At 65.8% G+C, this 24,920-nt stretch carries 18 protein-coding genes; 14 read left to right on the top strand and 4 right to left on the bottom strand.

What is annotated here, in order from left to right:
• The first annotated feature begins 82 nt into the window (after positions 1 to 82).
• The gene (locus tag NNX35_RS14870; RefSeq protein ID WP_255868181.1) at positions 83 to 1,228 is read left to right on the top strand and encodes a PLP-dependent aspartate aminotransferase family protein; all 1,146 of its coding nucleotides are present in this window, start codon (positions 83 to 85) and stop codon (positions 1,226 to 1,228) included.
• Positions 1,229 to 1,246: 18 nt separating this feature from the next.
• Positions 1,247 to 1,570, top strand: coding sequence for a DUF2516 family protein (locus tag NNX35_RS14865; protein ID WP_255767514.1), 324 nt, complete (start codon positions 1,247 to 1,249; stop codon positions 1,568 to 1,570).
• Between the two features lie 148 nt (positions 1,571 to 1,718).
• On the opposite strand, the gene NNX35_RS14860 is transcribed toward NNX35_RS14865, so the two are convergent.
• Positions 1,719 to 2,480 carry a class I SAM-dependent methyltransferase gene (locus NNX35_RS14860; protein WP_227934232.1) on the bottom strand — a complete coding sequence of 254 codons (762 nt, stop codon included), beginning with the start codon at positions 2,478 to 2,480 and terminating at the stop codon, positions 1,719 to 1,721.
• Positions 2,481 to 2,842: 362 nt separating this feature from the next.
• On the opposite strand from NNX35_RS14860, the gene NNX35_RS14855 reads away from it, so the two are divergent.
• The gene (locus tag NNX35_RS14855) at positions 2,843 to 3,595 is read left to right on the top strand and encodes a phosphoglyceromutase (protein WP_255767498.1); all 753 of its coding nucleotides are present in this window, start codon (positions 2,843 to 2,845) and stop codon (positions 3,593 to 3,595) included.
• Positions 3,596 to 3,694: 99 nt separating this feature from the next.
• On the opposite strand, the gene phoU is transcribed toward NNX35_RS14855, so the two are convergent.
• Positions 3,695 to 4,357, bottom strand: a complete 663-nt coding sequence (gene phoU / locus NNX35_RS14850; protein WP_227923793.1) for a phosphate signaling complex protein PhoU — start codon at positions 4,355 to 4,357, stop codon at positions 3,695 to 3,697.
• A 203-nt stretch (positions 4,358 to 4,560) separates the two neighbouring features.
• On the opposite strand from phoU, the gene NNX35_RS14845 reads away from it, so the two are divergent.
• Both NNX35_RS14845 and NNX35_RS14840 read left to right on the top strand, forming a co-directional pair.
• Entirely contained in the window at positions 4,561 to 5,721 is a 1,161-nt protein-coding gene (locus tag NNX35_RS14845) for a cell wall metabolism sensor histidine kinase WalK (RefSeq protein ID WP_227934234.1), read from the top strand.
• Entirely contained in the window at positions 5,718 to 6,404 is a 687-nt protein-coding gene (locus NNX35_RS14840) for a response regulator transcription factor (RefSeq protein ID WP_255863722.1), read from the top strand. The genes NNX35_RS14845 and NNX35_RS14840 overlap by 4 nt, the downstream gene beginning before the upstream one ends.
• A gap of 75 nt (positions 6,405 to 6,479) precedes the next feature.
• Here the strand turns inward: NNX35_RS14840 and NNX35_RS14835 are convergent, their stop codons facing one another.
• Positions 6,480 to 7,019: a hypothetical protein gene (locus tag NNX35_RS14835; RefSeq protein ID WP_255767502.1), complete on the bottom strand. Its 540-nt coding sequence runs from the start codon at positions 7,017 to 7,019 to the stop codon at positions 6,480 to 6,482.
• A gap of 256 nt (positions 7,020 to 7,275) precedes the next feature.
• On the opposite strand from NNX35_RS14835, the gene NNX35_RS14830 reads away from it, so the two are divergent.
• The 6 genes from NNX35_RS14830 (at position 7,276) to glgX (ending at position 13,834) form a co-directional block, all read left to right on the top strand.
• On the top strand, positions 7,276 to 7,758 hold the full coding sequence (locus NNX35_RS14830; protein WP_066300159.1) for a CarD family transcriptional regulator: 483 nt from the start codon (positions 7,276 to 7,278) through the stop codon (positions 7,756 to 7,758).
• Positions 7,759 to 7,845: 87 nt separating this feature from the next.
• Positions 7,846 to 8,622, top strand: a complete 777-nt coding sequence (gene ispD, locus NNX35_RS14825; RefSeq protein WP_255868179.1) for a 2-C-methyl-D-erythritol 4-phosphate cytidylyltransferase — start codon at positions 7,846 to 7,848, stop codon at positions 8,620 to 8,622.
• Between the two features lies 1 nt (position 8,623).
• Positions 8,624 to 9,121 (top strand): 2-C-methyl-D-erythritol 2,4-cyclodiphosphate synthase, encoded by a 498-nt coding sequence (gene ispF / locus NNX35_RS14820; RefSeq protein ID WP_255868177.1) that lies wholly within the window; start codon positions 8,624 to 8,626, stop codon positions 9,119 to 9,121.
• Positions 9,122 to 9,150: 29 nt separating this feature from the next.
• A complete protein-coding gene (gene cysS, locus NNX35_RS14815) occupies positions 9,151 to 10,575 on the top strand; it encodes a cysteine--tRNA ligase (protein ID WP_255868175.1) in 1,425 nt (474 codons plus the stop codon).
• Between the two features lie 81 nt (positions 10,576 to 10,656).
• A complete protein-coding gene (gene rlmB, locus NNX35_RS14810; RefSeq protein ID WP_255767506.1) occupies positions 10,657 to 11,661 on the top strand; it encodes a 23S rRNA (guanosine(2251)-2'-O)-methyltransferase RlmB in 1,005 nt (334 codons plus the stop codon).
• 34 nt (positions 11,662 to 11,695) lie between these two features.
• Complete coding sequence (glgX, locus tag NNX35_RS14805) at positions 11,696 to 13,834, top strand: glycogen debranching protein GlgX (protein WP_255868174.1); 2,139 nt, start codon at positions 11,696 to 11,698, stop codon at positions 13,832 to 13,834.
• Positions 13,835 to 14,082: 248 nt separating this feature from the next.
• Here the strand turns inward: glgX and glgP are convergent, their stop codons facing one another.
• Complete coding sequence (gene glgP, locus NNX35_RS14800; RefSeq protein ID WP_255767508.1) at positions 14,083 to 16,707, bottom strand: alpha-glucan family phosphorylase; 2,625 nt, start codon at positions 16,705 to 16,707, stop codon at positions 14,083 to 14,085.
• A 169-nt stretch (positions 16,708 to 16,876) separates the two neighbouring features.
• On the opposite strand from glgP, the gene NNX35_RS14795 reads away from it, so the two are divergent.
• Genes NNX35_RS14795 through glgB form a run of 3 tightly spaced genes read left to right on the top strand, consistent with a single transcriptional unit; the run spans position 16,877 to position 24,416 of the window.
• On the top strand, positions 16,877 to 18,928 hold the full coding sequence (locus tag NNX35_RS14795) for an alpha-1,4-glucan--maltose-1-phosphate maltosyltransferase (protein WP_255868173.1): 2,052 nt from the start codon (positions 16,877 to 16,879) through the stop codon (positions 18,926 to 18,928).
• Positions 18,928 to 20,697, top strand: coding sequence for a maltose alpha-D-glucosyltransferase (gene treS, locus NNX35_RS14790; protein WP_255767510.1), 1,770 nt, complete (start codon positions 18,928 to 18,930; stop codon positions 20,695 to 20,697). Before NNX35_RS14795 ends, treS begins: the two co-directional genes overlap by 1 nt.
• A complete protein-coding gene (gene glgB / locus NNX35_RS14785; protein WP_255868172.1) occupies positions 20,694 to 24,416 on the top strand; it encodes a 1,4-alpha-glucan branching protein GlgB in 3,723 nt (1,240 codons plus the stop codon). The genes treS and glgB overlap by 4 nt, the downstream gene beginning before the upstream one ends.
• The last annotated feature ends 504 nt before the right edge of the window (positions 24,417 to 24,920 follow it).

Raw genomic sequence — 24,920 nt, 5'->3', positions numbered from 1 at the left:
GCCGGTGCGGCGGGCGAACGGTCACGGACACCGTTCGCCGGCAGCGGCCGGCCGGTCCGTCCGGCGGTCTAGGCTGTTTCTTATGAGCCACATTCCGCCGCACGGGCACGCCGTTTCCCCCGATACCCTCGTTGTCTCCGCGGGCCGCCCTCCCCGCGAGCACGATGCCCCGGTGAATCCGCCCATCGTGCTGTCCTCCACCTACTTCGGCTCGGGTACGCCCGTTCCGGGGGAGCGCGGCTACGGCCGGTACTCCAACCCCACCTGGGATCCCTTCGAGCAGGCGCTCGCCGAGCTCGAAGGCGCTGCCCTTCCCGCATTGGTCTTCGGCTCCGGGCTGGCGTCCGTGATGGCTGCCCTGTCCCTGGTTCCCGCCGGCGGTGTGGTGGTGATGCCGCGGCACAGCTACCAGGGATCATTGCTGCTGGCAGCGGAGGAGGCAGCGAACGGCCGGTTTTCCGTGCGCACCGTGGATATTGCCGCAACACAGGACGTCATAACGCAGCTCGACGGCGCTTCGCTGCTCTGGGTGGAGAGCCCCACTAATCCCATGCTGGAGGTTGCCGACATCGCGGCCCTGGCCGAGGCGGCGCACGCTGCCGGTGCGCTGGTGGTAGCGGACAACACGTTCTCCACGCCGCTGGTGACGCGGCCCCTGGAACTGGGCGCCGACGTCGTCGTCCACTCGGTGACGAAATACCTGGCCGGACACTCCGACGTCGTCCTGGGGGCGGCCGTGACATCCGACCCCGATCTGCGGGACCGCCTGCTCCGGTACCGCTCGCTGCACGGAGCAGTGGCCGGTCCGTTCGAAGTGTGGCTGGCGCTGCGCGGCCTACGCACACTGGCTCTGCGGATGGAGCGCTCGCAGGCCACCGCCATGGAACTTGCCCGTCGGCTGCAGGCACTTCCGCAGGTGGAAAACGTGCGTTATCCGGGCCTGCCCGGGGACCCGGGGCACCGCCGTGCCGCCGCGCAGATGTCGGGCTTTGGATCTGTCCTGTGCATCGAAGTTGCCGGCGGAGCCGCTGCGGCGGAGAAGGTCGCCGAAGCCGTGGAACTGTGGCTGCCGGCCACCTCGCTCGGCGGCGTGGAGTCGCTGATCGAACGGCGGCGCCGCCAGCCAGGGGAGCCGCACACCGTTCCGGAGGGGCTGCTGCGGCTTTCCGTCGGCATCGAGAATGTTGACGACCTCTGGAGGGACCTAGAGCGGGCACTTACACGGTAGGCTAGCGCTGTGGCCCTAATGATCATGATTCAGTACTACCTCTACCTGGTGCTCGGCATAGTGGCGCTGGGCATTGAGCTCTGGGCGCTGCTGGACTGTGCGCGGCGCAAGCCCGCCGACTTTGAGCGTGCCTACAAGCGGACCAAGGGATTCTGGCTGGGCCTCACGGGCGGAGCAGCCGCCGTCGGCGTGCTGTCTGCACTGGTGCCGTCACTGAGCCTGATCCTGTTCCAACTGGCAGCCGTGATTGCGGCCTGCGTGTACCTCGCGGATGTGAAGCCTGCCATCGGCAGCTCCCGCGGCCGCGGCAACAGCAACCAGGGCCCGTACGGCCCCTGGTAGCCACCGATAAACCGCTGACTTTCAGTCCGCCCCGGACCGACCCTGCCAGGGTTGTCCGGGGCGGACCTCGTTAACCGGCGGTTCGGCTTTAGCCGGCCGTTCGGCGCAGCCGTTCCGGTTGCGGGGTTGCGGGGTTGCGGGGTTGCGGTTACGAGGGCCGGACGGCGTCCCAGGCAACGGTGATTTCGCCCAGCCGCCACCGGGACGGCCCGGTCAGCAGGGGCACCCCGCCTGCCTTTAGCGCGCTGCACATCGCCAGCCAGCGATGCCGGTTGCCGTAGGAGGCCATCGGTGCGGCTTCCTCCCACGCCCGGTCCATGGCCTGGAGGAAAGCATGCACCCGCTCCCCGGGAACATTGCGGTGGATCAGCGCTTTGGGCAGGCGTTCTGCAACATCGGACGGGCGCTCGAACGCGCCGAACCGCAGCGAAATACTCAGCGAAACCGGGCCGGAGGCGTCCAGTTCCACCCACGTGGCACGCCGGCCGATTTCGTCGCAGGTGCCGTCCACGAAAATCCCTCCCGGTGCCAGCCGCGAGCAGACCATGTCCCAGTGCTGCGCATAGTCCTCCTCCGCGTACTGGCGCAGCACGTTAAAGGCGCGGACCATCACCGGGCGGCGTCCGTCCACGGGCAGTTCGAAGCCGCCCTGGCGGAAGCTCAGGCCCTCTCGTTCCAGCGGTTTGGCCGCCAGGACGCGGGCCGGGTCGATTTCAATCCCCATGACTTCCACATCCGCCCGCACCCGCCCGAGGCGGCCATGGAGTTCGACGGCGGTGGTAGGCGCGGCGCCGTAACCCAGATCCACGATCAACGGATCAGCGGCCTGCCGCAGACGCCACCGTGCCGGTCCGGCCAGCCAGCGGTCCACCCGTCGGAGCCGGTTGGGATTTGTAGTGCCCCTGGTCACAGTTCCTACGGGTTTTAGCGGTTTTTGCACCACACAATGCTAGCGGGCGCAAGGGGATGCCCCTGACCGAGGGGAGCCTCGAACCAGCGCGTGCCGGGACGGGATGGACGCCGGGGGTGCGGCTGAGCCGCAGCTTGTGGACGGAGGATCCCACCCAGTGGTGCGGCTGCGGCCAAAGGGGTCCCAGGAGAAACAGCAGCACCATCCGGTGGGATCCCGTGCACGCCGCCCGGAGGGTCCCCGCCTGACACCCCCGCCATCTGCTCAGTAGATTTCCGGCCCCGCGTTCGGGCCCCGCTCATCTGCCCGGCTAAAGGGCCGCCGCCCTCCCTGCCCGGTACGCACTCCGATACCATGCTTATATGACCTACAAACTGATCCTTCTGCGCCACGGGCAGAGTGAATGGAATGAAAAGAACCTCTTCACGGGCTGGGTGGACGTGGATCTGACGGACCTCGGACGTGAGGAAGCCCTCCGCGGCGGGCAGCTGCTGGTTGAGAACAACGTTCTCCCGGACATCCTCTACACCTCCCGGCTCCAGCGGGCCATCAACACGGCGAACCTGGCCCTGGGCGCGGCTGACCGCATCTGGATCGACGTCAAGCGCAGCTGGCGCCTGAACGAGCGGCACTACGGCGCACTGCAGGGCAAGGACAAGGCACAGACCCTGGCCGAGTACGGCGAGGAACAGTTCATGCTCTGGCGCCGTTCCTACGACACCCCGCCGCCGCCCCTGCCGGACGACAGTGATTTCTCCCAGGCCCACGATCCCCGTTACGCGGATCTGGCCCCCGATGAGCTGCCGCGCACCGAGTGCCTCAAGGACGTCCTGGAACGGTTCCTGCCGTACTGGGAGTCGGACATCTCCAAGGACATCCGTACCGGCAAGACGGTGATGATTGCCGCGCACGGCAACTCCCTGCGTGCGCTGGTCAAGCATCTGGACGGGATCAGCGACGCCGATATCGCCGCCGTGAACATCCCCACCGGCATCCCGCTGGTGTACGAACTCGATGAGGACCTGAAGCCGGTCAAGGCCGGCGGAACCTACCTCGATCCTGAGGCCGCCGCCGCTTCCATCAAGGCCGTGGCGAACCAGGGCAAGAAGAAGTAGCACCTGCTGCCGGCGGCATTAATCCCGGCCAGGAGAAAGGGCGGTCCCCACGCGGGGACCGCCCTTTTATGCTCTAAGCCGGTAGCTGAGTCGCCGCCGCTACACGCCTGACTCGGACAGCGGATGCCATTCACCGGTAACGAGATAGTTGACCTTGCGGGTGACGGAAACCCCGTGGTCCGCAAAGCGCTCGAAGTAGCGGCTGGCGAGGGTCAGGTCCACCGTGCTGACGGCGGGAACGTTCCAGTCCGGGGAGGCAATGGACTTGAAAACCCCGGCGTGCAGTTCGTTGATCCGGCTGTTGGCCTCGTAGATGTCCTTGCTCATCTCCAGGTTGCGCGTCTCCAGCAGTTCGGTCAGCTGTTCGGAAATGCGGATGTCCAGCTGCGCCATCTCGCGGAAGGTCTGCACCATGTTGTCCGGCACCACGTTGGCCGGGTACCGCAGGCGCGCCAGCTGCGCTATGTGCCGGGCCAGGTCCCCCATGCGTTCCAGCGAGGCGCTCATGCGCAGTGATCCGACGATCATGCGCAGGTCACTGGCAACCGGCCCCTGCAGGGCGAGAACGTCGATGGCACGCTCATCCAGGTCATTCTGCAGGAAGTCGATCCGCGCGTCTGCAGCGATGACGTCCTGCGCGAGTTCGATATCGGCGCCTTCAAAGGCGAGCGTCGCTTTGCGCATCGCCTCCGTTACCAGCTGGGATATCTGGGTCAGTTCTTCACCGATTTGATGAAGCTCGGCCTGGAAAACCTTGCGCACTGAAGGGTCCTCTCAAAAGCGGGTGGATCGTATGGGATCTGCGGAACGGGTGCGGCCCGGCGCTTCCTGCGCCTACTGCCGCTCCTGCAGGATGTCAGCCGGGGGTGAACCACACTGGCCCCTTAGATGAACGTTAGTTTAACGAATGGTCCAAAGCCACCGGCTTTCCTTCCCGGCCTCGAAGACCGGCCTAAGCTATGAGAGTGAATCCTGTACTGCTGGCCTTGCTGGCCGGCCTCCTCGGCCTGGCTGTTGGTGCTTTCGGTGTCCTCGCGTACGGGGCCAGCCAGCGCCAGCGGCGGGAGTTGGCCGAGATCTCCGAGCCGACCGTCCCCGAGGGCGCTGCGGAAGTGCTCGGCGTCATTGGTCGCGCCTACATTGTTGCCGATGCCATTGACGGCGTTGTCCGGGCCAGTCCCGGTGCCTACGCGTTCGGCCTGGTGCGCGGGCACACCATCGTCAATGACCGGCTGCTGGACCTGTGCGCCAGGGTACGCCGCGATGGCGTCATCGAGGAGGCCAGGCTGGAGCTTCCCCGGGGTCCGCTCGGTGAGGGGTCCCTCATTCTGCAGGTCCGGGTGGCGACGGTGGGGGAGGAATATGTGCTGATCCTGGCCGACGACCGGACGGAGATCACCCGCACCGAGGAAGTCCGCCACGACTTTGTTGCGAATGTTTCCCACGAACTCAAGACGCCGGTGGGCGCCATCTCGCTGCTCTCCGAAGCGCTGGACGACGCCGCCGGCGACGAAGAAGCGGTCCGCCGGTTCGCCAAACGGATGCACCGGGAATCCGCCCGCCTCACCGCCCTGGTCCAGGACATCATCGAACTGTCCCGGCTGCAGAGCACTGACATCGTGGACCGCGCCAAACCGGTGGACGTGAACCGGATTCTCGAGGACGCCGTCGAAGCCAACCGGCTGAACGCCGAGAGTAAGAACATCGAGGTACTCGTGGGTGGCAGGTCGGATGCGGCGGTTTACGGTGACGCCCCCATGTTGACCACCGCTTTCCGGAACCTGATCGACAATGCCATCCGCTATTCGCCCGAGGGCAGCAGGGTGGGGATCGGACTGCAGTCCCGCAACGGCATGGCCCAGGTGGCCGTAACCGACCAGGGTCCCGGCATCGCTCCCGAAGAACAGGAACGGGTGTTTGAACGGTTCTACCGGATCGATTCCGCCCGTTCGAGGCACACGGGCGGAACCGGTCTGGGCCTGAGTATCGTCAAACACGTGGTGGCCAACCACGGTGGCGAGGTGGACCTGTGGTCCCGCCCGGGGCACGGATCCACCTTCACCGTGCGGCTGCCCGAGATGGACGCCGCAGATATCCGCGAATCGAAACAGGGAGCTACCGCTTGACCCGGATTCTGATTGTCGAAGACGAGGAGTCCTTCAGCGATCCCCTTTCCTATCTGCTGGCCCGGGAGGGATTCGACGTTGGCGTCGTGGACAACGGCACCGACGCCGTCGCCGCCTTTGAACAGTCGGGCGCGGACCTGATCCTGCTGGACCTGATGCTCCCCGGGCTCTCCGGCACGGAGGTCTGCCGCCGGATCCGCCAGCGTTCGGATGTCCCGGTCATTATGCTGACCGCACGGGATGCGGAAATCGACAAGGTGGTCGGCCTCGAGATCGGCGCTGATGACTACGTCACCAAGCCGTATTCCTCGCGCGAGCTGCTGGCCCGGGTGCGCGCGGTGCTCCGGCGCCGGGGGGAAGGAGCGGGAGCGGACTTTGCCGGTGCTGCGCTGGAAGCAGGGCCGGTGCGCATGGACATTGACCGGCACGTGGTGCAGGTCAACGGAACCAGCGTGCCCTTCCCGCTGAAGGAGTTCGAGCTGCTGGAGCTGCTCCTGCGGAACTCCGGCCGGGTCCTGACCCGCGGGCAACTGATCGAACGGGTCTGGGGAGCAGATTATGTGGGTGACACCAAGACCCTCGATGTCCATGTCAAACGGCTGCGCGCAAAGATCGAGGCGGATTCCTCCGCGCCCCGGCACCTGGTGACCGTACGCGGGCTGGGCTATAAGTTCGAGGCCTGATCCGGGGCAGGGTGCGAAAAAGGGCCGGCGCCGCAGCGCCGGCCCTTTCGGGTTCTACGGAGATATCCGGTCTTGCTAGTGGCCCTCGCCGGAGGTCCCGGACTCGGTGGTTTCAACCGGTCGCGGCGTGTACTCGGACCCTGTCGGCAGGTACGGGCGGTAATCCGGCTGGTCACCGTTGACCACGGGAATGTTCAGGTCCTTGGTTTCTTCGTTGAGGGCCAGTTCGGCGCTGATGCCCGTGCCGGGCTCCTGCCGGACGGTGGCGACAGTGACGTTTTCCTCGTCCTCGTCCTCGAAGACGACCTTGCCGCCGGCCGGCAGCGTCCAGGACAGGGGCGTGCCGCCGATGTCGAGGGAGAACCGCTGTGCCTGGTCGGAGTCGTTGAGCACGGTGCCGATGAGCCGGCCGGGTTCCCCGGAGCCGTTGCTGACCACGAGGATGTTGCGCAGCTGCAGGTCGGCAACGTTCTCCGCGATGCCGTCCGAAGGCGAGTACTGAATGGTGGTTGCCTGCTCGTTCACAGCGCTGCAGCCTGCCGTTCCCAGCATGGCAAGCGCGATGACACCGGCCGCAGCGGTGCGCCGGACCCGGTTCTTGGGTGTGAATCTCACAGCACAAACTCCTGAAGTATTGCGGTCTAGCGACCTGAGGCTATCTTTGCTGCCTAGCCTATCGGCAAATCAGCGAAAAACAGGATTCTTGGGCGGGCGCGGAGGGTGGTTCCTGAGCAGTGGAGATGCTCGTGAAGTACCCGTGAAAGGCGGAATACTACCTACACCGGAGCCCATCCAGTACCTGACCTGCGAAAACTCTACTCGGCGTGTCGCATCTCTGATAAACTGAGCCCCGGGAAAGGGGAAAGACCACATGGTTTTTGAGGTTGGCGAAACAGTAGTTTATCCTCACCACGGTGCCGCGAAGATCGAAGAGATCAAGATGCGAACCATCAAGGGCGAAGAGAAAATGTATCTCAAGCTTAAGGTGGCCCAGGGTGATCTGACCATAGAAGTACCGGCTGAGAACGTCGACCTCGTTGGGGTGCGCGATGTAGTGGGCAAGGAAGGCCTGGAGCACGTCTTTGACGTCCTGCGCGCCGAGCTCACTGAAGAGCCCACTAACTGGTCGCGCCGATACAAGGCAAACCTGGAAAAGCTTGCGTCAGGCGATGTCGTCAAGGTAGCGGAAGTTGTCCGCGATCTCTGGCGCCGCGACCATGACCGCGGGCTGTCCGCCGGCGAGAAGCGAATGCTCGCGAAGGCACGCCAGATCCTGATTTCGGAACTGGCGCTTGCTGAAAAGACGGATGAAGACCAGGCAGCGGCCGTGCTCGACGAAGTCCTCGCGAGCTAGGCAGCCAAGCCAGTTTCATTGATTGCCGGTCCTTCGGGGCCGGCAATCAGTGTTTAAGCGCCAGCCCGCTGGCATTAGGGTGGAACGGTGTCCACTACCCCTTCCCGCCCGCCGCGGATCGGCGTCGTCGTTGTAGCCGGAGGATCCGGCCAGCGGCTTGGCTACGGCATGCCCAAGGCCCAGGTTCCGCTTGCCGGGGAGCCCATGCTCGTCCACGCCCTCCGCGCCGTCCAGTCCGCCGATATCGCCGCCGCCATTGCCGTCGCCGTGCCGGCCGGTGACACCGTGATGCGCAGCATCTGTGACCGGTTCCCGGCCCCTGTCCAAGCGGTCGACGGCGGAGCCACCCGACCCGAATCCGTCCGGGCTGCGCTGAAGGCGCTGCCCGCGGACCTGGACGCGGTGCTGGTCCACGATGCAGCCCGTGCGCTGACGCCGCCGGAGGTGTTCCACCGCGTGGCAGCAGCACTGGCTGCGGGTGCCTCGGCGGTCATTCCTGCCATGCCGGTGGTGGATACCGTCAAGGACACGGCACCCGTACCGGCTGCCGAGTCGGCGGCCTCCGGGACCTCCTCGGTCGCCGCGCGCCTTGTCACCGGGACGCCCGACCGTTCCCGGCTGCGTGCCGTACAGACCCCGCAGGGCTTCGACGCGGCCCTGCTCCGCCGGGCCCACGACGCGGCCCTCTCCTTCGACACGGACACGGCAGCGGCCGTCACCGACGACGCCATGCTCGTGGAGTCCCTGGGGACCGAGGTCTACGTGGTCGAAGGTTCACAGCTGTCCCTGAAAATCACCACTCCGCTGGACCTGGTGCTCGCGGAAGCGATCCTGGCCGGCGGGCACCACCGCCAGGAGGACTGAAATGGCCCTGCCACGCACCGGAATCGGCGTCGATGTACACGCCTTCGCGCCCGACGACGCACCGCGGCCGCTCTGGGTAGCCGGCCTTCAGTGGGAAGGCGAGCGGGGCCTGGCCGGGCACTCCGACGGCGATCCGGTGGCCCACGCCGCCGCAGACGCACTGTTCTCGGCTGCCGGGCTGGGGGATCTGGGGACCCACTTCGGCACCGACCGGCCGGAATACGCCGGCGCTGCAGGGACAGTACTCCTCGGCGAGGCTGCCAGCATTGTGCGGGCGGCGGGTTTCGAGATCGGCAACATCGCCGTGCAGCTGATCGGCAACCGGCCCAAGTTCAGTCCCCGCCGGGCCGAGGCTGAAGCGGTCCTGAGTGCAGCTGCCGGCGCGCCGGTCAGCGTATCCGCCACCACCACCGACCACCTGGGCTTCACCGGCCGCGGCGAGGGGATCGCCGCGGTGGCTACCGCCGTCGTCGCTGCCGCTGCAACGGCCGCTGACTGAGGGCGCGCGGTTTCGGCTAGCCTAGAGCAGTGAGCTTGAGATTCTATGACACCGCAACAGCGCAGGTCCGGGACTTCGTTCCCCTGGTTGAAGGCAAGGCCAGCCTCTACTACTGCGGTGCCACCGTGCAGGGGCTCCCGCACGTAGGGCACATCCGCTCCGCCATCGCCTTTGACCAGCTCACCCGCTGGCTGCGTTACCGCGGGCTGCAGGTCACCGTGGTCCGCAATGTGACGGATATTGACGACAAGATCCTGGCCAAGGCAGCCGACTCCGTGGGCGCCGAACCGGCTCCCGGCGTCGTCCCGGACGAACCCTGGTGGGCGCTGGCCTACCGGTTCGAGCAGGAGTTCGCCAAGGCCTACGACACGCTCGGCGTCCAGCGACCCACCTACGAACCGCGCGCCACGGGACACATCCCGGAGATGCATGCGCTGATTGCGGCCCTGATCGAGCGCGGACACGCCTACCCGGCCCTGGACGCTTCCGGCGACGTGTACTTCGATGTGCGCTCCTGGCAGAAGTACGGGTCGCTGACCCGCCAGAACATCGATGACATGCAGGCAGCGCCCGACGCCGGCCCCCGGGGCAAGCGTGATCCGCGGGACTTCGCGCTGTGGAAGGGGCATAAGGAGGGTGAGCCGGAGACCGCGTCCTGGGACAGCCCCTGGGGCCGCGGACGCCCGGGCTGGCACCTGGAGTGCTCGGCCATGGTCACCAAGTACCTCGGTACCGAGTTCGATATCCACGGCGGCGGGCTGGACCTGCGCTTCCCGCACCACGAGAACGAGATGGCGCAGTCCCAGGCCGCGGGCCACGGCTTCGCGAACTTCTGGATGCACAACGGCATGGTCACCTTCGAGGGCGAGAAGATGTCCAAGTCCATCGGCAACACCATCAGCCCGACTCAAATGCTGGAGCAGGCCACCCCCCGCGTGGTCCGGTATTACCTGGGTCAGGCCCACTACCGGTCGGTGCTGGACTACCGGCCGACGTCCCTGCAGGAGGCGGCCGCCGCCGTCGAGCGTATCGACGGGTTCCTTGCCAAGGCTGCTGCGAAGGTGGACGCCGCGCCCGCCGCGGTTCCGGAGGCCTTCGCCGCCGCCATGGATGATGACCTGAATGTTCCCCAGGCCCTGGCCGTGCTGCATGAAACCGTGCGCGCCGGTAACACGGCCCTTGCCGCCGGCGACAATGAAACCGTTCAGCGCGCGCTGGGACAGGTGCGGGCGATGACCTCCGTCCTGGGCCTGGACGACGCGACGGACGCCGCAGCGCAGTCCGGTCCCGCCGACGCCGCACTGGACGCCCTGGTGCAGGACCGGCTCGCCGAACGGAACGCTGCGCGGGCCGCAAAGGACTGGGCCCGGGCCGACGCGATCCGCGATTCGCTGGCTGCCGCCGGCATCACCGTGGAGGATGGCGCCGACGGCGTTACATGGAGTGTCGCCTGAGTCCAGCAGCGGTGTCCGCCAACCCGGCCGCGGACTGCGTAAACTGGAAGTGAATGCTTTCTTCTAGTAAAGGTGTAACCGATGGCCAACAATGGACGTCCCGGCGCAATGCGCAAAGCCAAGAAGGGCCCCAGCGGCGGTACCGGCGGGCTCGGCCGCAAGGCCCTCGAGGGCAAGGGCCCCACACCCAAGGCTGAAGAACGCCCGTACCACAAGGCGTTCAAGAGCAAGCAGCTTGCTGAGCGGTCCGCAGCCAAGCACGGCGACGCCAAGCGCGGCGATGCCCGTGCCGGCGGCCGCAGCGGCACCAACGTCCGCGGCAAGGTGGCTGAGGAAGTTGTTACCGGCCGCAACTCCGTCGTGGAAGCGCTGCGCGCGGGCATCCCGGCGAAGGCACTGCACGTTGCCGTCCGTATCGACATGGATGACCGGGTCCGGGAATCCCTGAAGATGGCAGCCGAACGCGGCCTGCCGGTGATGGAAACGCACAAGCCCGAGCTGGACCGCATGACCAACGAGGCCGTTCACCAGGGCCTTGTCCTGCAGATCCCGCCGTACGAGTACGCCGACCCCACCGACCTCGCCTCCGAGACCCTTGAGGCCTGGAAGAAGGGCCACATCCGCAACGCGCCGCTCTTCGTCGCCCTGGACGGCATCACCGATCCGCGCAACCTCGGCGCGATCATCCGGTCTGCCTCGGCCTTCAGCGCACACGGCGTCGTCGTTCCGGAACGCCGGGCCGTGGGCGTCACCGCCTCGGCGTGGAAGACCAGCGCCGGTGCTGCCGTCCGCGTCCCCGTGGCACGTGCCGGCAACCTGAACAACACCCTCAAGACGTTCAAGAAGATGGGTATTTTCGTCCTGGGCCTGGACGGCGACGGCGATGTATCGCTTCCCGCCATCGTGCTGGCCAAGGAACCGATTTGCATCGTGGTGGGTTCCGAGGGCAAGGGCCTGTCCCGCCTGGTCCGGGAGAACTGCGACCAGATTGTCTCCATCCCCATCGACTCCGCCATGGAGTCGCTCAACGCGTCCATGGCCGTCGGCATCACCCTGTACGAAATCTCCCGGCAGCGTTCCTCCTAATCCGGGCCGGGGTCACCGGCAGCAAAGGGCGTACATGGAACACGTGATCGGCGGAACCACCGCGGGCAGCGCCTCGAAGCGGGACTCGCGGCCCTTGCCGCTAGGCGTCAGGCACACCGTTTCAGGTGTGCCTGACATCCCTGATGCCGTCAATGTCTCCGTTTACGCCCCGGGCCTGCCCGCCGTCGATGTGTACTACGAGACGGCTCCCGGCCACTGGTCCACGGCCCCGCTGACGGACACCGTCCTCGGGATCCACCACGGCCGGGTGTACGGCCTGCGGCCCGGAAGCCGCTACGGCTTCTGGCCGCGGGGCCGGTCCCTTCCGGCAGAGCCGGGCAGCTTCCAGCTGTTGCTGGACCCCTACGGGCGCGGCATCGAAGCGGATCCGGTGCAGGGGAGCCAGGTCTATTACTCGGTGTACACCGCCGGGGACTTTGACTGGGGCACCGTCCGCCGTCCCCATACCCCCTGGCGGGACACCGTCATCTATGAGGCCCATGTTCGGGGCCAGACCATGCTGCATCCCGGGATCCCGGAAGAGCTCCGGGGCACCTACGCCGGCATGGGGCACCCGGTGATGGTCCAGTACCTGCAGGACCTGGGCATCACTGCGGTGGAACTGCTGCCGGTGCATTTCCATGCCGACGAACTGCACCTGCAGGAGCTGGGGCTGGCAAATTACTGGGGTTACAACACACTCGGGTTCTTCGCCCCGCATGATGCCTACGCCACGCGGGCCGCGCGGGAAGCCGGCGCCCAGGCGGTGCAGGATGAACTCAAGGGAATGGTGAAGTCCCTTCACGAGGCCGGCATCGAAGTCCTGCTGGACGTGGTGTACAACCACACGGCCGAGGGTGAGCCCGACCAGCCCGCGCTGAGCTGGCGCGGACTGGGAGACGAAACCTATTACCGGCACGGCCCGGACGGTGGGTACGTGGACACCACGGGCTGCGGAAACACCCTGGACTTCAGCGAACCCCGGATCATCCAGCTGGCGCTGGACTCCCTGCGCTACTGGGTGCAGGAGTACCACGTGGACGGTTTCCGCTTCGACCTCGCCCCCACGCTCTGCCGCGGCGCAGACGGCCGGTTCGATCCGAGGCACCCTTTCCTCGTAGCAGTGGCAGCCGACTCCGTGCTGCAGGACGTAAAGCTGATCTCGGAGCCGTGGGACGTGGGGCCGGACGGCTGGCAAACCGGCCGGTTCCCGCAGGGCTGGGCCGACTGGAACGACCACTTCCGCGACATTGTCCGGGACTTTTGGCTTCGCGGCCAAGCGGACGTTGCCGCGGGGCGGGAAGGAGGTTCCCTGGCGCGGCTGGCAGATGCATTGGCCGGTTCCGCCGAACTCTTCGTCCACTCCGGCCGGACACCGCTGGCCTCGATCAACTTTGTCACGGCCCACGACGGGTTCACCCTCTCCGACCTGACCATGTTCGAGCGCAAGCACAACGAAGCCAACGGTGAAGAAAACCGAGACGGCACGGGAGAAAACCGCAGCTACAACCACGGCATGGAGGGACCCACGGACGATGAACGGATCAACGCTGCCCGGAGCCTGACTGCCCGGAACCTGATGGCTACGCTCACCATGTCCCTGGGCGTGCCCATGCTCACGGCCGGAGACGAAATCGGCCGGAGCCAGCGCGGGAACAACAATGCGTACTGCCAGGACAACGAGCTCTCCTGGCTGAACTGGAACCTCGACGACGCCGCGCAACGCATGCTCTCGACCACCCGTGAGCTGCTGCGCCTGCGCCGCGAATATCTCGCCAGCCAGCCGTACCGCTTCCCGGCCGACCGCCGGCAGTCCTTCCTGCTCTGGTTCGATCAGGAGGGAAAGCCCATGACACCGGAACAGTGGAGCGATCCCGCCACCCGTGTGGTGCAGGTCCTGATCGGCTCCGGAGACGGTTCGCTGAACGGGTTGATGGTCCTCAACGGCACGCTGTCCGACGTCGAAGTCCGGCTTCCGGACGCACCGACGGTCCGCAGCGCGGCCGCCGAAACGGGCAACGGTTTCGAGGACATTTCTGCCCCTGGTGAATCTTCCGGATACGAACTCGTCTTCTCCACCGCTTCGGATCCGGGGGAGCGCCGGGGCCAAATCCGTCCGTCGGGCAACACCGATCTCGTTCCTGCGAACTCGATCAGCCTCTACCGCGCCTGAGCACTACCGATCCCGAGGACGCGCCGGCCACCCGCGTAGGTGACGTGGGCACCTGCGAGGCTCCGGCCGCCCACGTTAGGTGCGGAACGCCACCAATCCGCTCCGGACGTTCCGGGTTAGGCGGCTTTAATAATTCCCGCGAGCTCTGCGAGCGGGGATTTTCGTTGCCGCCGTTCCGGAACGCCCGGCGCGGACACCAAGGCGCGGCCACCAGGGCGCGGACACCAAGGCGCGGACACTAATGCCGGCTAAGCGTTGACGACGAGCCCCAGTTCAGCCTTCGACGCCAGCCCGGAATGCCTCGGCAGCACTCGGACGGTGTAGCCGAACGGTCCGGCCTGCTCGATGCGGATGGTGCCCGTGAACAGGTGGCGGCCCGACCCTAGGTCTTCCGTCGGCGCAAGCTCTTGGATGCGGTGCTCGCTGATCCGGTCGTTCTCGGTCACCATGCCGTAGGCGGCTTCCACGCTGACGTCCTCCGGCCGAAGGGATCCGAGGGAAACATAGGCCTGCACCGTCAGGGTGTCGCCGATCTGCGGGTTTTCGCTGACGCCTACGGAATCCACGTTTTCCACCTGCACAGTGGACCAGCCGTCACGTACCCGTGTGATCCACAGGGCGAGTTCCTTCGCAGCGGTGTACCCGTCCGCCGCCATGGACCGTCCGGAAGAACTGGCGGGCCGGTACAGCCGGTTCACGTAGTCCTTGAGCATCCTGGAGGCGGAAACATTCGGCCCCAGATCCGCCAAGGTGTGCTTGACCATTTCCAGCCACTCGTGCGGCAGGGAATCAGTAGGCGGATCCGAAGGACCGGCGGCGCCGGCAGCGGCCGGCGGCTCCGTCCCGTAGAACATGGGCCCCACTGAGTTCTCGAGCAGGTCATAAAGCGCGGCTGCCTCAATGTCGTCCCGCTGGTCCGCGTTGTAGACCTCCCGGGTCCGCGTTCCCTTGCTGGGATTGGCGGAGGGGATGGCCCACCCGTTGTTGCCGTCGAACATCTCGTCCCACCATCCGTCGAGGATGGAGAGGTTCAGTCCGCCGTTGATGGCCGACTTCATGCCGGAGGTGCCGGAGGCTTCCAATGGGCGCAGCGGATTGTTCAGCCACACGTCACACCCGGGGAACAGGGTCTGAGCCATCGCAATGTCGTAGTTGGGCAGGAAAACGATCCGGTGCCGGACCTCAGGGTCGTCGGTGAAGCGCACCAGGTCCTGGATCATTTTCTTGCCCTGTTCATCGGCAGGGTGGGACTTGCCGGCCACTACTACCTGGATGGGGTGGGTGGGATGCAGCAGCAGTGCCTTGAGCCGGTCCGGGTCCCGCAGCATCAGGGTCAGCCGCTTGTAGGTGGGCACCCGGCGGGCAAAGCCAATGGTCAGCACGTCCGGATCCAGCACGTGCTGCGTCCAGGCCAGCTCCGCGTCAGAGGCACCGCGCCGGCGCCAGGCGCGCTTGACGCGGCGCCGGACGTCGTGGACCAGGTTGCTGCGCAGCTTGCGCCGCAGGTCCCACAGATCCTTGTCATCAAGCTCGTAGGCCCTGCCCCAGTCGCGGTCATGCACAGTGGCGACGCCGAACTTTTCGCTGGCGAGGGCAGTGACCTCCGGGTCGATCCAGGTGGGGACGTGCACGCCGTTGGTCACGGACGTGATCGGTACTTCGGACACGTCAAAGCCCGGCCACAGGCCGGAGAACATTTCCCGGGAGACTTCGCCGTGCAGCTTGGCTACGCCGTTGGCCCGCTGGGCCAGCCGCAGGCCCATGACTGCCATGTTGAATTTGGTCGAATCTCCACCCTCGTAGTTCTCCGCGCCCAGGGCCAGAATCTTGTCGGTGGGGACCGACTGTGCCAGGCCCGCGGTGAAGAAGTGGCGGATCTGTGTTTGCTCGAACCGGTCGATGCCGGCCGGGACCGGTGTGTGCGTGGTGAATACCGTCGAAGCGCGGGAGACGGTCAGCGCTTCCTCCCACGTCATGCCCTGGTCCATCAGTTCGCGGATGCGCTCTACGCCCAGGAAGCCGGCATGGCCTTCGTTGCTGTGGAAGACCTCGGCGGGCGGAGCCCCGGTGAGCCGCTGGTGTACGCGCAGGGCCTTTACGCCGCCCATGCCCAGCAGCAGTTCCTGCTGCAGCCGGTGGTCTCCGCCTCCTCCGTACAGGCGGTCCGTGATGCCGCGGGCGGCGTCGTCGTTCCCGATGACGTCCGAGTCCAGCAACAGCAGGGGTACGCGCCCGACGTCGGCACGCCAGATCTGGGCCGAAAGCTGGCGGTTGTCCGGGAGCGGCAGGGTGATTCTCGCCGGGGTGCCGTCTTCCTCGCGCAGCAGGGTCAACGGCAGGGCATTGGGGTCCAGTACGGGATAGGTTTCCAGCTGCCAGCCGTCGCGGGAGAGTGCCTGCTTGAAATACCCGGCCTTGTAGAGCAGCCCCACCGCAACCAGGGGCACTCCAAGATCGGAGGCGGCCTTCAAATGGTCGCCGGCCAGGATCCCCAGGCCGCCGGAGTACTGGGGGAGTACGGCGCTGATGCCGTACTCGGGGGAGAAGTACGCAATGGACGCCGGGGCGTCGTCACCCAGGCCCTGGTACCAGCGCGGCTCGTTGAGGTACTTGTCCAGGTCCGCGCCGAGATCGGCGATCACGGAGACCAGGTGCTCATCCTGTGCAATGCTCTCGAGCTTCTCCCGGCTCACGGTCCCGAGAAGCTTCACGGGGTCCCCGCCGCTGGACTTCCAGGCAGCAGGGTCGATGCTTTCAAACAACCTGAGCGTCGGCTGGTGCCAGGACCACCGGAGGTTCGAGGCCAGCTTCCCCAATGGGGCGATGCTGGACGGGAGGACGGTTCGGACGGTAAATCTGCGGATAGCCTTCACCCCGGTCACGCTAGCGCACTAACGCGTCGGATAAACCAAAATGACGGACAAATAATCAGGTAAATACCAGGCTGCTTGAAAACGCCGCCAAACCATGGCCGACCTGCGGTGATTCCATAAAAGTACGTTGCCTTAGCATTCTGCCCGGATTCTCGATAACGTCTAGTCTGTGAGCACATCCAGCGCGTTGACACCAGAAGACCTGCCCTCGAAGGATCTCCGGTTTGGCCGGATTCCAATCACCAATGTGGCGCCCGTAGTGGAGTACGGGAGATTCCCCGCCAAAGCCGTGCCCGGAGAGGACCTCGTTATAGGGGCCACCGTGTTCCGCGAGGGACACGACCTGGTAGGGGCCAGTGCCGTCCTCTACGACCCCGAGGGCACCGTCGCGGCCCGCAGCCGGATGCACCCGGTGGGCCTGGGGCTTGACCGCTGGGAGGGCATGCTGCGCCCGGGCGGCACGGGCCATTGGAGCTTTGCCGTGGAGGGGTGGGCGGACGTCTACGCCACCTGGCACCACAACGCCGAGGTGAAAATCGCCGCCGGAGTCGACGTCGAGCTGATGCTCACCGAAGGCCACCAGCTGTTCATCACCGCTGCCGCCGAGCGCAGCGGCGCCGACGCCGAGGTCTTCCGCGCCGCTGCGGCAGCGCTCGCAGACTCCGGGCTGCCGGTCGAGGAACGCCTTGCCGCCGCCGGAACCGAAGCTGTCACCGCTATTCTCGACCGCGATCCGATCCGCGACCTGGTCACCAGCTCGGACCGCTTCCCCCTTCTGGTGGAGCGGGAGCTCGCCGGCCGCGGCGCCTGGTACGAATTCTTCCCCCGATCCGAAGGTGCGCAGTGGGATCCGGCCACCCGCGAGTGGACCTCGGGGACGTTCCGCACCGCTGCGCGCAGCCTGCAGCGCGTTGCGGACATGCAGTTCGACGTCATCTACCTGCCTCCCATCCATCCGATCGGCACCACGCACCGCAAGGGGCCGAACAACACCCTGGTTGCCGGGCCGCAGGATCCCGGCTCGCCCTGGGCCATCGGCGCGCCCGAGGGCGGTCACGATGCCATCCACCCCGATCTGGGGACGTTCGAGGACTTCGACGCGTTCGTGGGCAGCGCCCGGGAACTGGGTCTTGAGGTAGCCATTGACCTTGCACTGCAGGCCTCCCCGGACCACCCCTGGGTGACCAGCCATCCGGAATGGTTCACGACCCGCGTGGACGGTTCGATTGCCTACGCCGAGAACCCCCCGAAGAAGTACCAGGACATCTATCCCCTGAACTTCGACAATGACTACGAGGGCCTCTCGCAGGAGATCCTGCGCATCGTGCGGCTGTGGATCAGCCACGGCGTGCAGATCTTCCGGGTGGACAACCCCCACACCAAGCCGCTGCGGTTCTGGGAATGGCTGATCGGCACGGTGAACGCAGAGTACCCGGGCGTGGTCTTCCTGGCCGAAGCATTCACCCGCCCGCCCATGATGCATGCACTGGCCAAGGCCGGGTTCCAGCAGTCCTACAGCTACTTCACCTGGCGGAACACCCGCGAGGAGATCGAGGAGTACTTCACCGAGGTCTCCCGCGAGTCGTCGGCCTTCTTCCGGCCCAACTTCTTCGTGAACACCCCGGACATCCTCACCGAATTCCTGCAGTTCGGCGGCCCCGGCGCCTTCAAGATCCGCGCCGTGCTGGCTGCCACCGGCAGCCCGCTGTGGGGCGTCTACGCCGGCTACGAGCTGTTTGAGCACGTCGCCCGGCCCGGGGCCGAGGAATACATCGACAACGAAAAGTTCGAGTACAAGCAGCGGGACTTCGCCGCAGCGGAAGCTGAAGGCCGCAGCCTCGCCCCGTACATCACCCGGCTGAACGAAATCCGCCGTACCCATCCCGCTTTGGGGGACCTCGAGAACCTCACGGTGCACTCCAGCACCGACGACTGCACCGTGGTCTACTCCAAATACAAAGAGACCCGCCCCGGCGATCCGTCCAGCCGGGACACACTCATTATTGTGGTTAACGTGGACCCCCACAGCGCCCGCGAATCCACTGTCACGCTCGACCTCGATGCGCTTCACCTCGCCCCGCAGGATTTGAACGAAGACGGCACCTTCTGGGTGGATGACCTGATCAGCGGCCAGAGCTGGCGCTGGGGAGCCCACAACTACGTCCGCCTGGACGCCCACTTTGAACCCGCGCACATCCTGTCAGTTCGGAGGAACTCCTAGTGCCCAACCCGTTTCAACTGCACGCACCCGGCTTGACCAATGACCCTCATTGGTACCGCAAGGCCGTTTTCTATGAGGTACTGGTCCGCGGCTTCGCGGACGCCAACGGGGATGGATCAGGTGACTTCAGCGGCCTGATCGAAAAGCTGGACTACCTGCAGTGGCTGGGCATCGATTGCCTCTGGCTGCCGCCGTTCTTCAAGTCACCGCTGCGTGACGGCGGCTATGACATCTCCGACTACTACGATGTCCTCGACGAATTCGGCACCATCAGCGACTTCAAGCGCCTGGTTGCAGAAGCACACGCCCGCGGACTGCGCGTCATCATCGACCTCCCGCTGAACCACACCTCGGACAAGCACCCGTGGTTCGAGGAGTCCCGCAGCGACCCGGACGGTCCTTACGGGGACTTCTACGTCTGGTCCGACACGGACCAGAAGTACGAAGACGCCCGCATCATCTTCGTGGACACCGAGGAATCGAACTGGTCCTTCGACCCGGTCCGCCGGCAGTTCTTCTGGCACCGGTTCTTCAGCCACCAGCCGGACCTGAACTTCGAGAACCCCAAGGTGGTCGAGGCGATCTTCGACGTCGTCCGCTTCTGGCTGGACCAGGGCATCGACGGATTCCGGGCCGACGCGATCCCGTACCTCTTCGAAGAGGACGGCACGAACTGTGAAAACCTCCCGGCCACGCACCGGTTCCTCAAGGACCTGCGCACCATGGTCGACGAGAACTACCCGGGCCGCGTCATCATCGCCGAGGCTAACCAGATGCCGCACGAAGTGGTGGAGTACTTCGGCGACGAAACCGGCGACGAGTGCCACATGTGCTTCCACTTCCCGATCATGCCGCGCCTGTTCTACGCGCTGCGGGACCAGAAGGCCGCTCCGATCATCCAGACAATGGAAGAGACCCCGGAGATTCCGGCCGGCGCACAGTGGGGAACCTTCCTGCGCAACCATGACGAGCTGACGCTGGAAATGGTCACCAATGAGGAGCGCCAGGCGATGCTCGGCTGGTACGCCCCGGATTCCCGCATGCGGGCCAACATCGGCATCCGACGCCGGCTGGCTCCGCTGCTGGACAACTCCCGGTCGGAGATCGAGCTGATCCACGCGATGCTGCTGGCCCTGCCCGGCAGCCCGTTCCTGTACTACGGCGATGAGCTGGGCATGGGCGACAACATCTGGCTGGAAGACCGCGATTCTTCCCGCACACCCATGCAGTGGAACCCGGACCGCAATGCCGGATTCTCCACCGCCGATCCCGGCAAGCTGTACCTGCCGGTGGTGCAGTCGCTGGTTTACCACTACAACCACGTCAATGTGGAAGCGCAGCTGGCCAGCTCGAGTTCGCTGCTGCACTGGATCCGGCAGATGATCATGGTCCGCCGTGCCCACCCGGCCTTCGGCCTGGGGTCCTACCGCAACGTGCCGACCGATGCCGAAGCAGCCCTGGCCTTCGTGCGCGAACTGCCGGACAACAACCCGGAGGGCGAGGTGGGCGAGACAGTGCTGTGTATCTTCAACCTCTCCCAGCACCCCATCTCCGCGTCCATGAAGCTGCCGGAGTTCGCCAACCGCGGACTGCGGGACGCTTTCGGCGGCACGCTCTTCCCCACCATCGGAGAAGACGGTTCCCTGACGCTGACCCTGGGCAGCCACGACTTTTATTGGCTGCGCCTGCGGTCGGTGAAGTCTGACACTTCGTCGCCCCAGACCGAAGCCATTCCCATGATTCCGATCTCGGAGGCGGCACGGAGATGAGTCCGTTGACGCCGTCCCTGCCCGAAATGCTGACGTCCTGGCTCCCCGGGCAACGCTGGTTCCCTGCAAAGGGCCGCGAAGTCCTGCTGGAAAGGGTCGGCGGGATCCGGCTCGAGGATCCGGCCGGCGAGGTTGGGCTTGAAGTCCACCTCATCGCCGTCGCCTCCGGGGACCGCCGTGACGTCATCAGCGTGCCGGTGAGCTACCGCAGCGCACCTGTCCCCGAGCTGGAAGCCGCACTGCTGGGCCGGGCGCATGAGGAAGACCTGGGGGAGCGGTGGCTGTACGACGCGACCGCCGACCCGGTCTTCGTCACCGCCTGGCTGGAACTGATGCGTTCCCAGGCGTCGTCCCTGGACGGGCACACGCACGGCTTCGCCCTGGACGGCTTCGCCGACTGGGCGCCGTTCCGGGCGCCGCTGCCCACTAAGGTCCTGAAGGGCGAACAGTCCAACACCTCCGTGATTGTGCAGGCCCCTGAAGCTCCGTTGATCGTGAAGTTCTACCGCGTGGTGGCCGCCGGGGAGAGTCCGGACGTCGAAGTCAGCGCACGGCTGACCGAGGTCGGCTCGGTGGACGTTCCGGCCACCTACGGCTGGGTGACCGGTTCCTGGACGGACCCGGCGGACGACTCCGGCGAGATACTGCTGACCGGGCACCTGTCCGTGCTGCGGGAATTCTTCCCCGGCAGCGAAGACGCCTGGCGGACCGCTTCCTCGGCGGCCCTTGCCGGCCGGGATTTCACCGCGGAGGCCGAGGAGTTGGGTGCGGCCACCGGCCGCATCCACCAGCAGTTGGCAGCAGCATTCGGCAGCCGGCCTCCCAGCCCGGTGGAACGCGAGGAATTCCTCGAATCCCTCAGTTCCCGGATTCGGTGGGCGTGGGCGGAAGCACGGGACGTCGTCGGGCCTTTTGATGACGCCGTGGAGTACCTCCTGGAGCAGGTTCGCCACCTCCAGGCGTTGCCCAACCTGCAGCGGATCCATGCCGATTACCATCTTGGGCAGGTGCTGCGGGTGCCCGACCGGGGCTGGATCGTCCTTGACTTCGAGGGCGAGCCGCTGCGGCCCGCCGCCGAACGCAGTGTCCCCGATGCGCCGCTGCGCGACGTCGTGGGCATGCTGCGCTCGATCGACTACGCCGCCGGCGTCGCCCTGATCGACGGCGCCGAGGGTACCGGCGAACCGGCCGCATCCGTGCAGGAGCGCAACGAGTCCGCCCACCGGTGGGCAGCAGCCGCGGCAGACGCCTTCCTTCGCGGTTACGAGAAGGAAACCGGCACCACCATCAACCGCAGCGACCCCCTGTTCCTGGCCCTGTGGCTGGACAAGGCGCTGTACGAAGTTGTCTACGAGATGCGAAACCGCCCCCGCTGGATCAGCGTGCCGGCGACGGCCGTCCGCCACATTCTGGCGCAGGCCGAGAACGCAGCACGCGCGGACGAGAGCCAGGAAGAGAGCACAGTGAATAAGCCACGCAAGTCGCGGTCCACATCCGCTACCGCAGAGCCCGAGGTGCCCGACGTTCCCGTCTCCACCGAGCCCATTCCGGTTTCCGAGGACGTGCTTCAGGCCGTGTCCGAAGGCCGCTACTACCAGCCGCATGCGGTCCTGGGCGCCCACCCGGATGACTCCGGAACCGTAACCATTCGAACGCTGCGTCCGCTGGCGCGCGAAGTCGTGGTCGTGACTCCTGAAAACCGGGTAGCGCTGCAGCACGAGTACAACGGCATCTGGGTAGGAACCCTTCCGGCTTCGACGCCGGGCACCGTTCCGGATTACCGGGTGGAAGTGACGTACGACGGCGGCGAGCCCCAGCTGTTCGACGATCCGTACCGGTTCCTCCCGACCTTGGGCGACATTGACCTGCACCTGATTGGTGAAGGCCGGCACGAAAACCTGTGGACGGTCCTCGGTGCGAACCTGCACCACTACGATTCCGTGCTGGGTGACATCTCCGGCGTCAGCTTCGCAGTCTGGGCCCCCAACGCCCGCGCGGTACGGGTTAAGGGCGATTTCAACGGCTGGGACGGCACCATCAATGCGATGCGTTCCCTCGGCAGCTCCGGCGTCTGGGAAATCTTCCTGCCCGGTGTGGAACCGGGTGCCCGCTACAAATATGAAATCCTCTGCAGCGACGGCGTCTGGCGGGAAAAGGCCGATCCCATGGCCAAGGGCACCGAGGTGCCGCCGCTGACCGGTTCCCGCGTGGTCGAGTCCACCTATGAGTTCGGCGATGCCGAATGGATGGAGGCCCGGGCCTCCCGGGATCCGCACAATTCGCCCATGAGCGTGTACGAGGTGCATCTGGGTTCCTGGCGCCTGGGACTGAACTACCGGGAAATGGCCGACCAGCTGGCCGAATATGTCCAGTGGCAGGGCTTCACCCACGTGGAACTGATGCCCGTAGCCGAGCACCCCTTCGGCGGCTCCTGGGGTTACCAGGTGACCTCCTACTTTGCCCCCACCGCTCGGTTCGGGCATCCGGATGAATTCCGCTACCTCGTGGACCGTCTGCACCAGGCCGGCATCGGCGTCATTCTGGACTGGGTTCCGGCCCACTTCCCCAAGGACCCCTGGGCGCTGGCAAAGTTCGACGGCCAGACGCTCTACGAGCACGGCGACCCGTTCCGCGGCGAGCAGCTGGACTGGGGAACGCTCGTCTTCGACTTCGGCCGCCGGGAAGTACGCAACTTCCTTGTCGCGAATGCGATCTACTGGCTCGAAGAGTTCCACGTGGACGGACTCCGGGTGGATGCCGTGGCATCCATGCTTTACCTGGACTACTCGCGGCCGGAAGGCCAGTGGACCCCCAACATCCACGGTGGCCGGGAGAACCTGGAAGCGATCTCCTTCCTCCAGGAAGTCAACGCGACCGCCTATAAGCGGGTGCCCGGCATTGTGATGATCGCCGAGGAATCCACTGCCTTCCCCGGCGTCACCCGTCCCACCAGCACCGGCGGGCTGGGCTTCGGGCTCAAATGGAACATGGGCTGGATGCACGACACCCTCCAGTACATGTCCGAGGATCCGATCAACCGGGTCTACCACCATGCCCAGCTGACCTTCTCCCTGGTCTACGCGTACACGGAGAACTTCCTGCTGCCCATCAGCCATGACGAAGTAGTGCATGGCAAGGGTTCCCTGCTGCGCAAGATGCCAGGTGACCGGTGGCAGCAGCTGGCTAACCTTCGCGCCTACCTTGCATTCCAGTGGGCGCACCCGGGCAAGCAACTGATCTTCATGGGCACCGAGTTTGGCCAGGAAGCGGAATGGTCTGAGCAGTACGGACTGGACTGGTACCTGACGGACACCCCGCAGCATAAGGGCGTCCAGCTGATGGTGAAGCAGCTCAACGAGATCTACCGCAGCACTCCGGCGCTGTCCGCACGGGACAATGAGCCGGCGGGCTTCCAGTGGATCAATGAGAACGACGGCGCCCGCAATGTACTTTCGTTCATCCGCTGGGACCACCAGGGAAATCCGGTGGTCTGCGTAGCCAACTTCGCCGGCGCCCCGCACCAGGACTTCCGGCTGGGAATGCCGTGGGCCGGCGAGTGGGTGGAAGCACTGAATACCGACGCCGCTGAGTTCGGCGGTTCCGGGGTAGGGAACATGGGCGTTGTGCACGCCGTTGAAGGTGCCTGCAACGGCCAGCCGGCCTCCGCCACGCTGACCGTTCCCCCGCTTGGCGTGCTGTACCTGGTTCCCAAGCCGTAAGCATCTCCGCGCGGCCCGGCCTCCTTGAAAGAGGCCGGGCCTGCACCGGGTGCGCAGCCGCCCAAAAACCGTGCTAGAGTTAATACCCGCGCTGATCGAGGGAAACGAGATCCCTGACATTGAACCAGGAGACCGGATCCCACGGGTTTCAACCTTCAGTCGTGGGTCCGGGAACTAGCTTCCCGCCGGTTCGCCGGACGGATCAACGGCCGGATTGACACCCACCGGACAGTGTGGCTAAGATAGAAAAGTTGCTCCGGAGCGACGCAGAGCTTAGATCCCCTTGAGGATCGCCTGCTGGTGCCGGAAGCAGTCTGTTGTTTGAGAACTCAATAGTGTGCCAAGTTTATTGATACCAATTTATTTTGATTGGTTGAACAGGCCGTTCCGCCCACCCCGTGGGTATGGGACGGTTTTTTTAGCCGGTTTCGAATTTAGTGCAGTGCCTGCAGCCAATTTTCCTTGGCTCGGGTGCTGTGTCTGTAACACATTTACGGAGAGTTT

The organism is Arthrobacter sp. zg-Y844 (genome assembly GCF_024385465.1).
Classification (GTDB): domain Bacteria; phylum Actinomycetota; class Actinomycetes; order Actinomycetales; family Micrococcaceae; genus Arthrobacter_B.
This window is presented reverse-complemented; position numbering and strand designations above follow the sequence as displayed.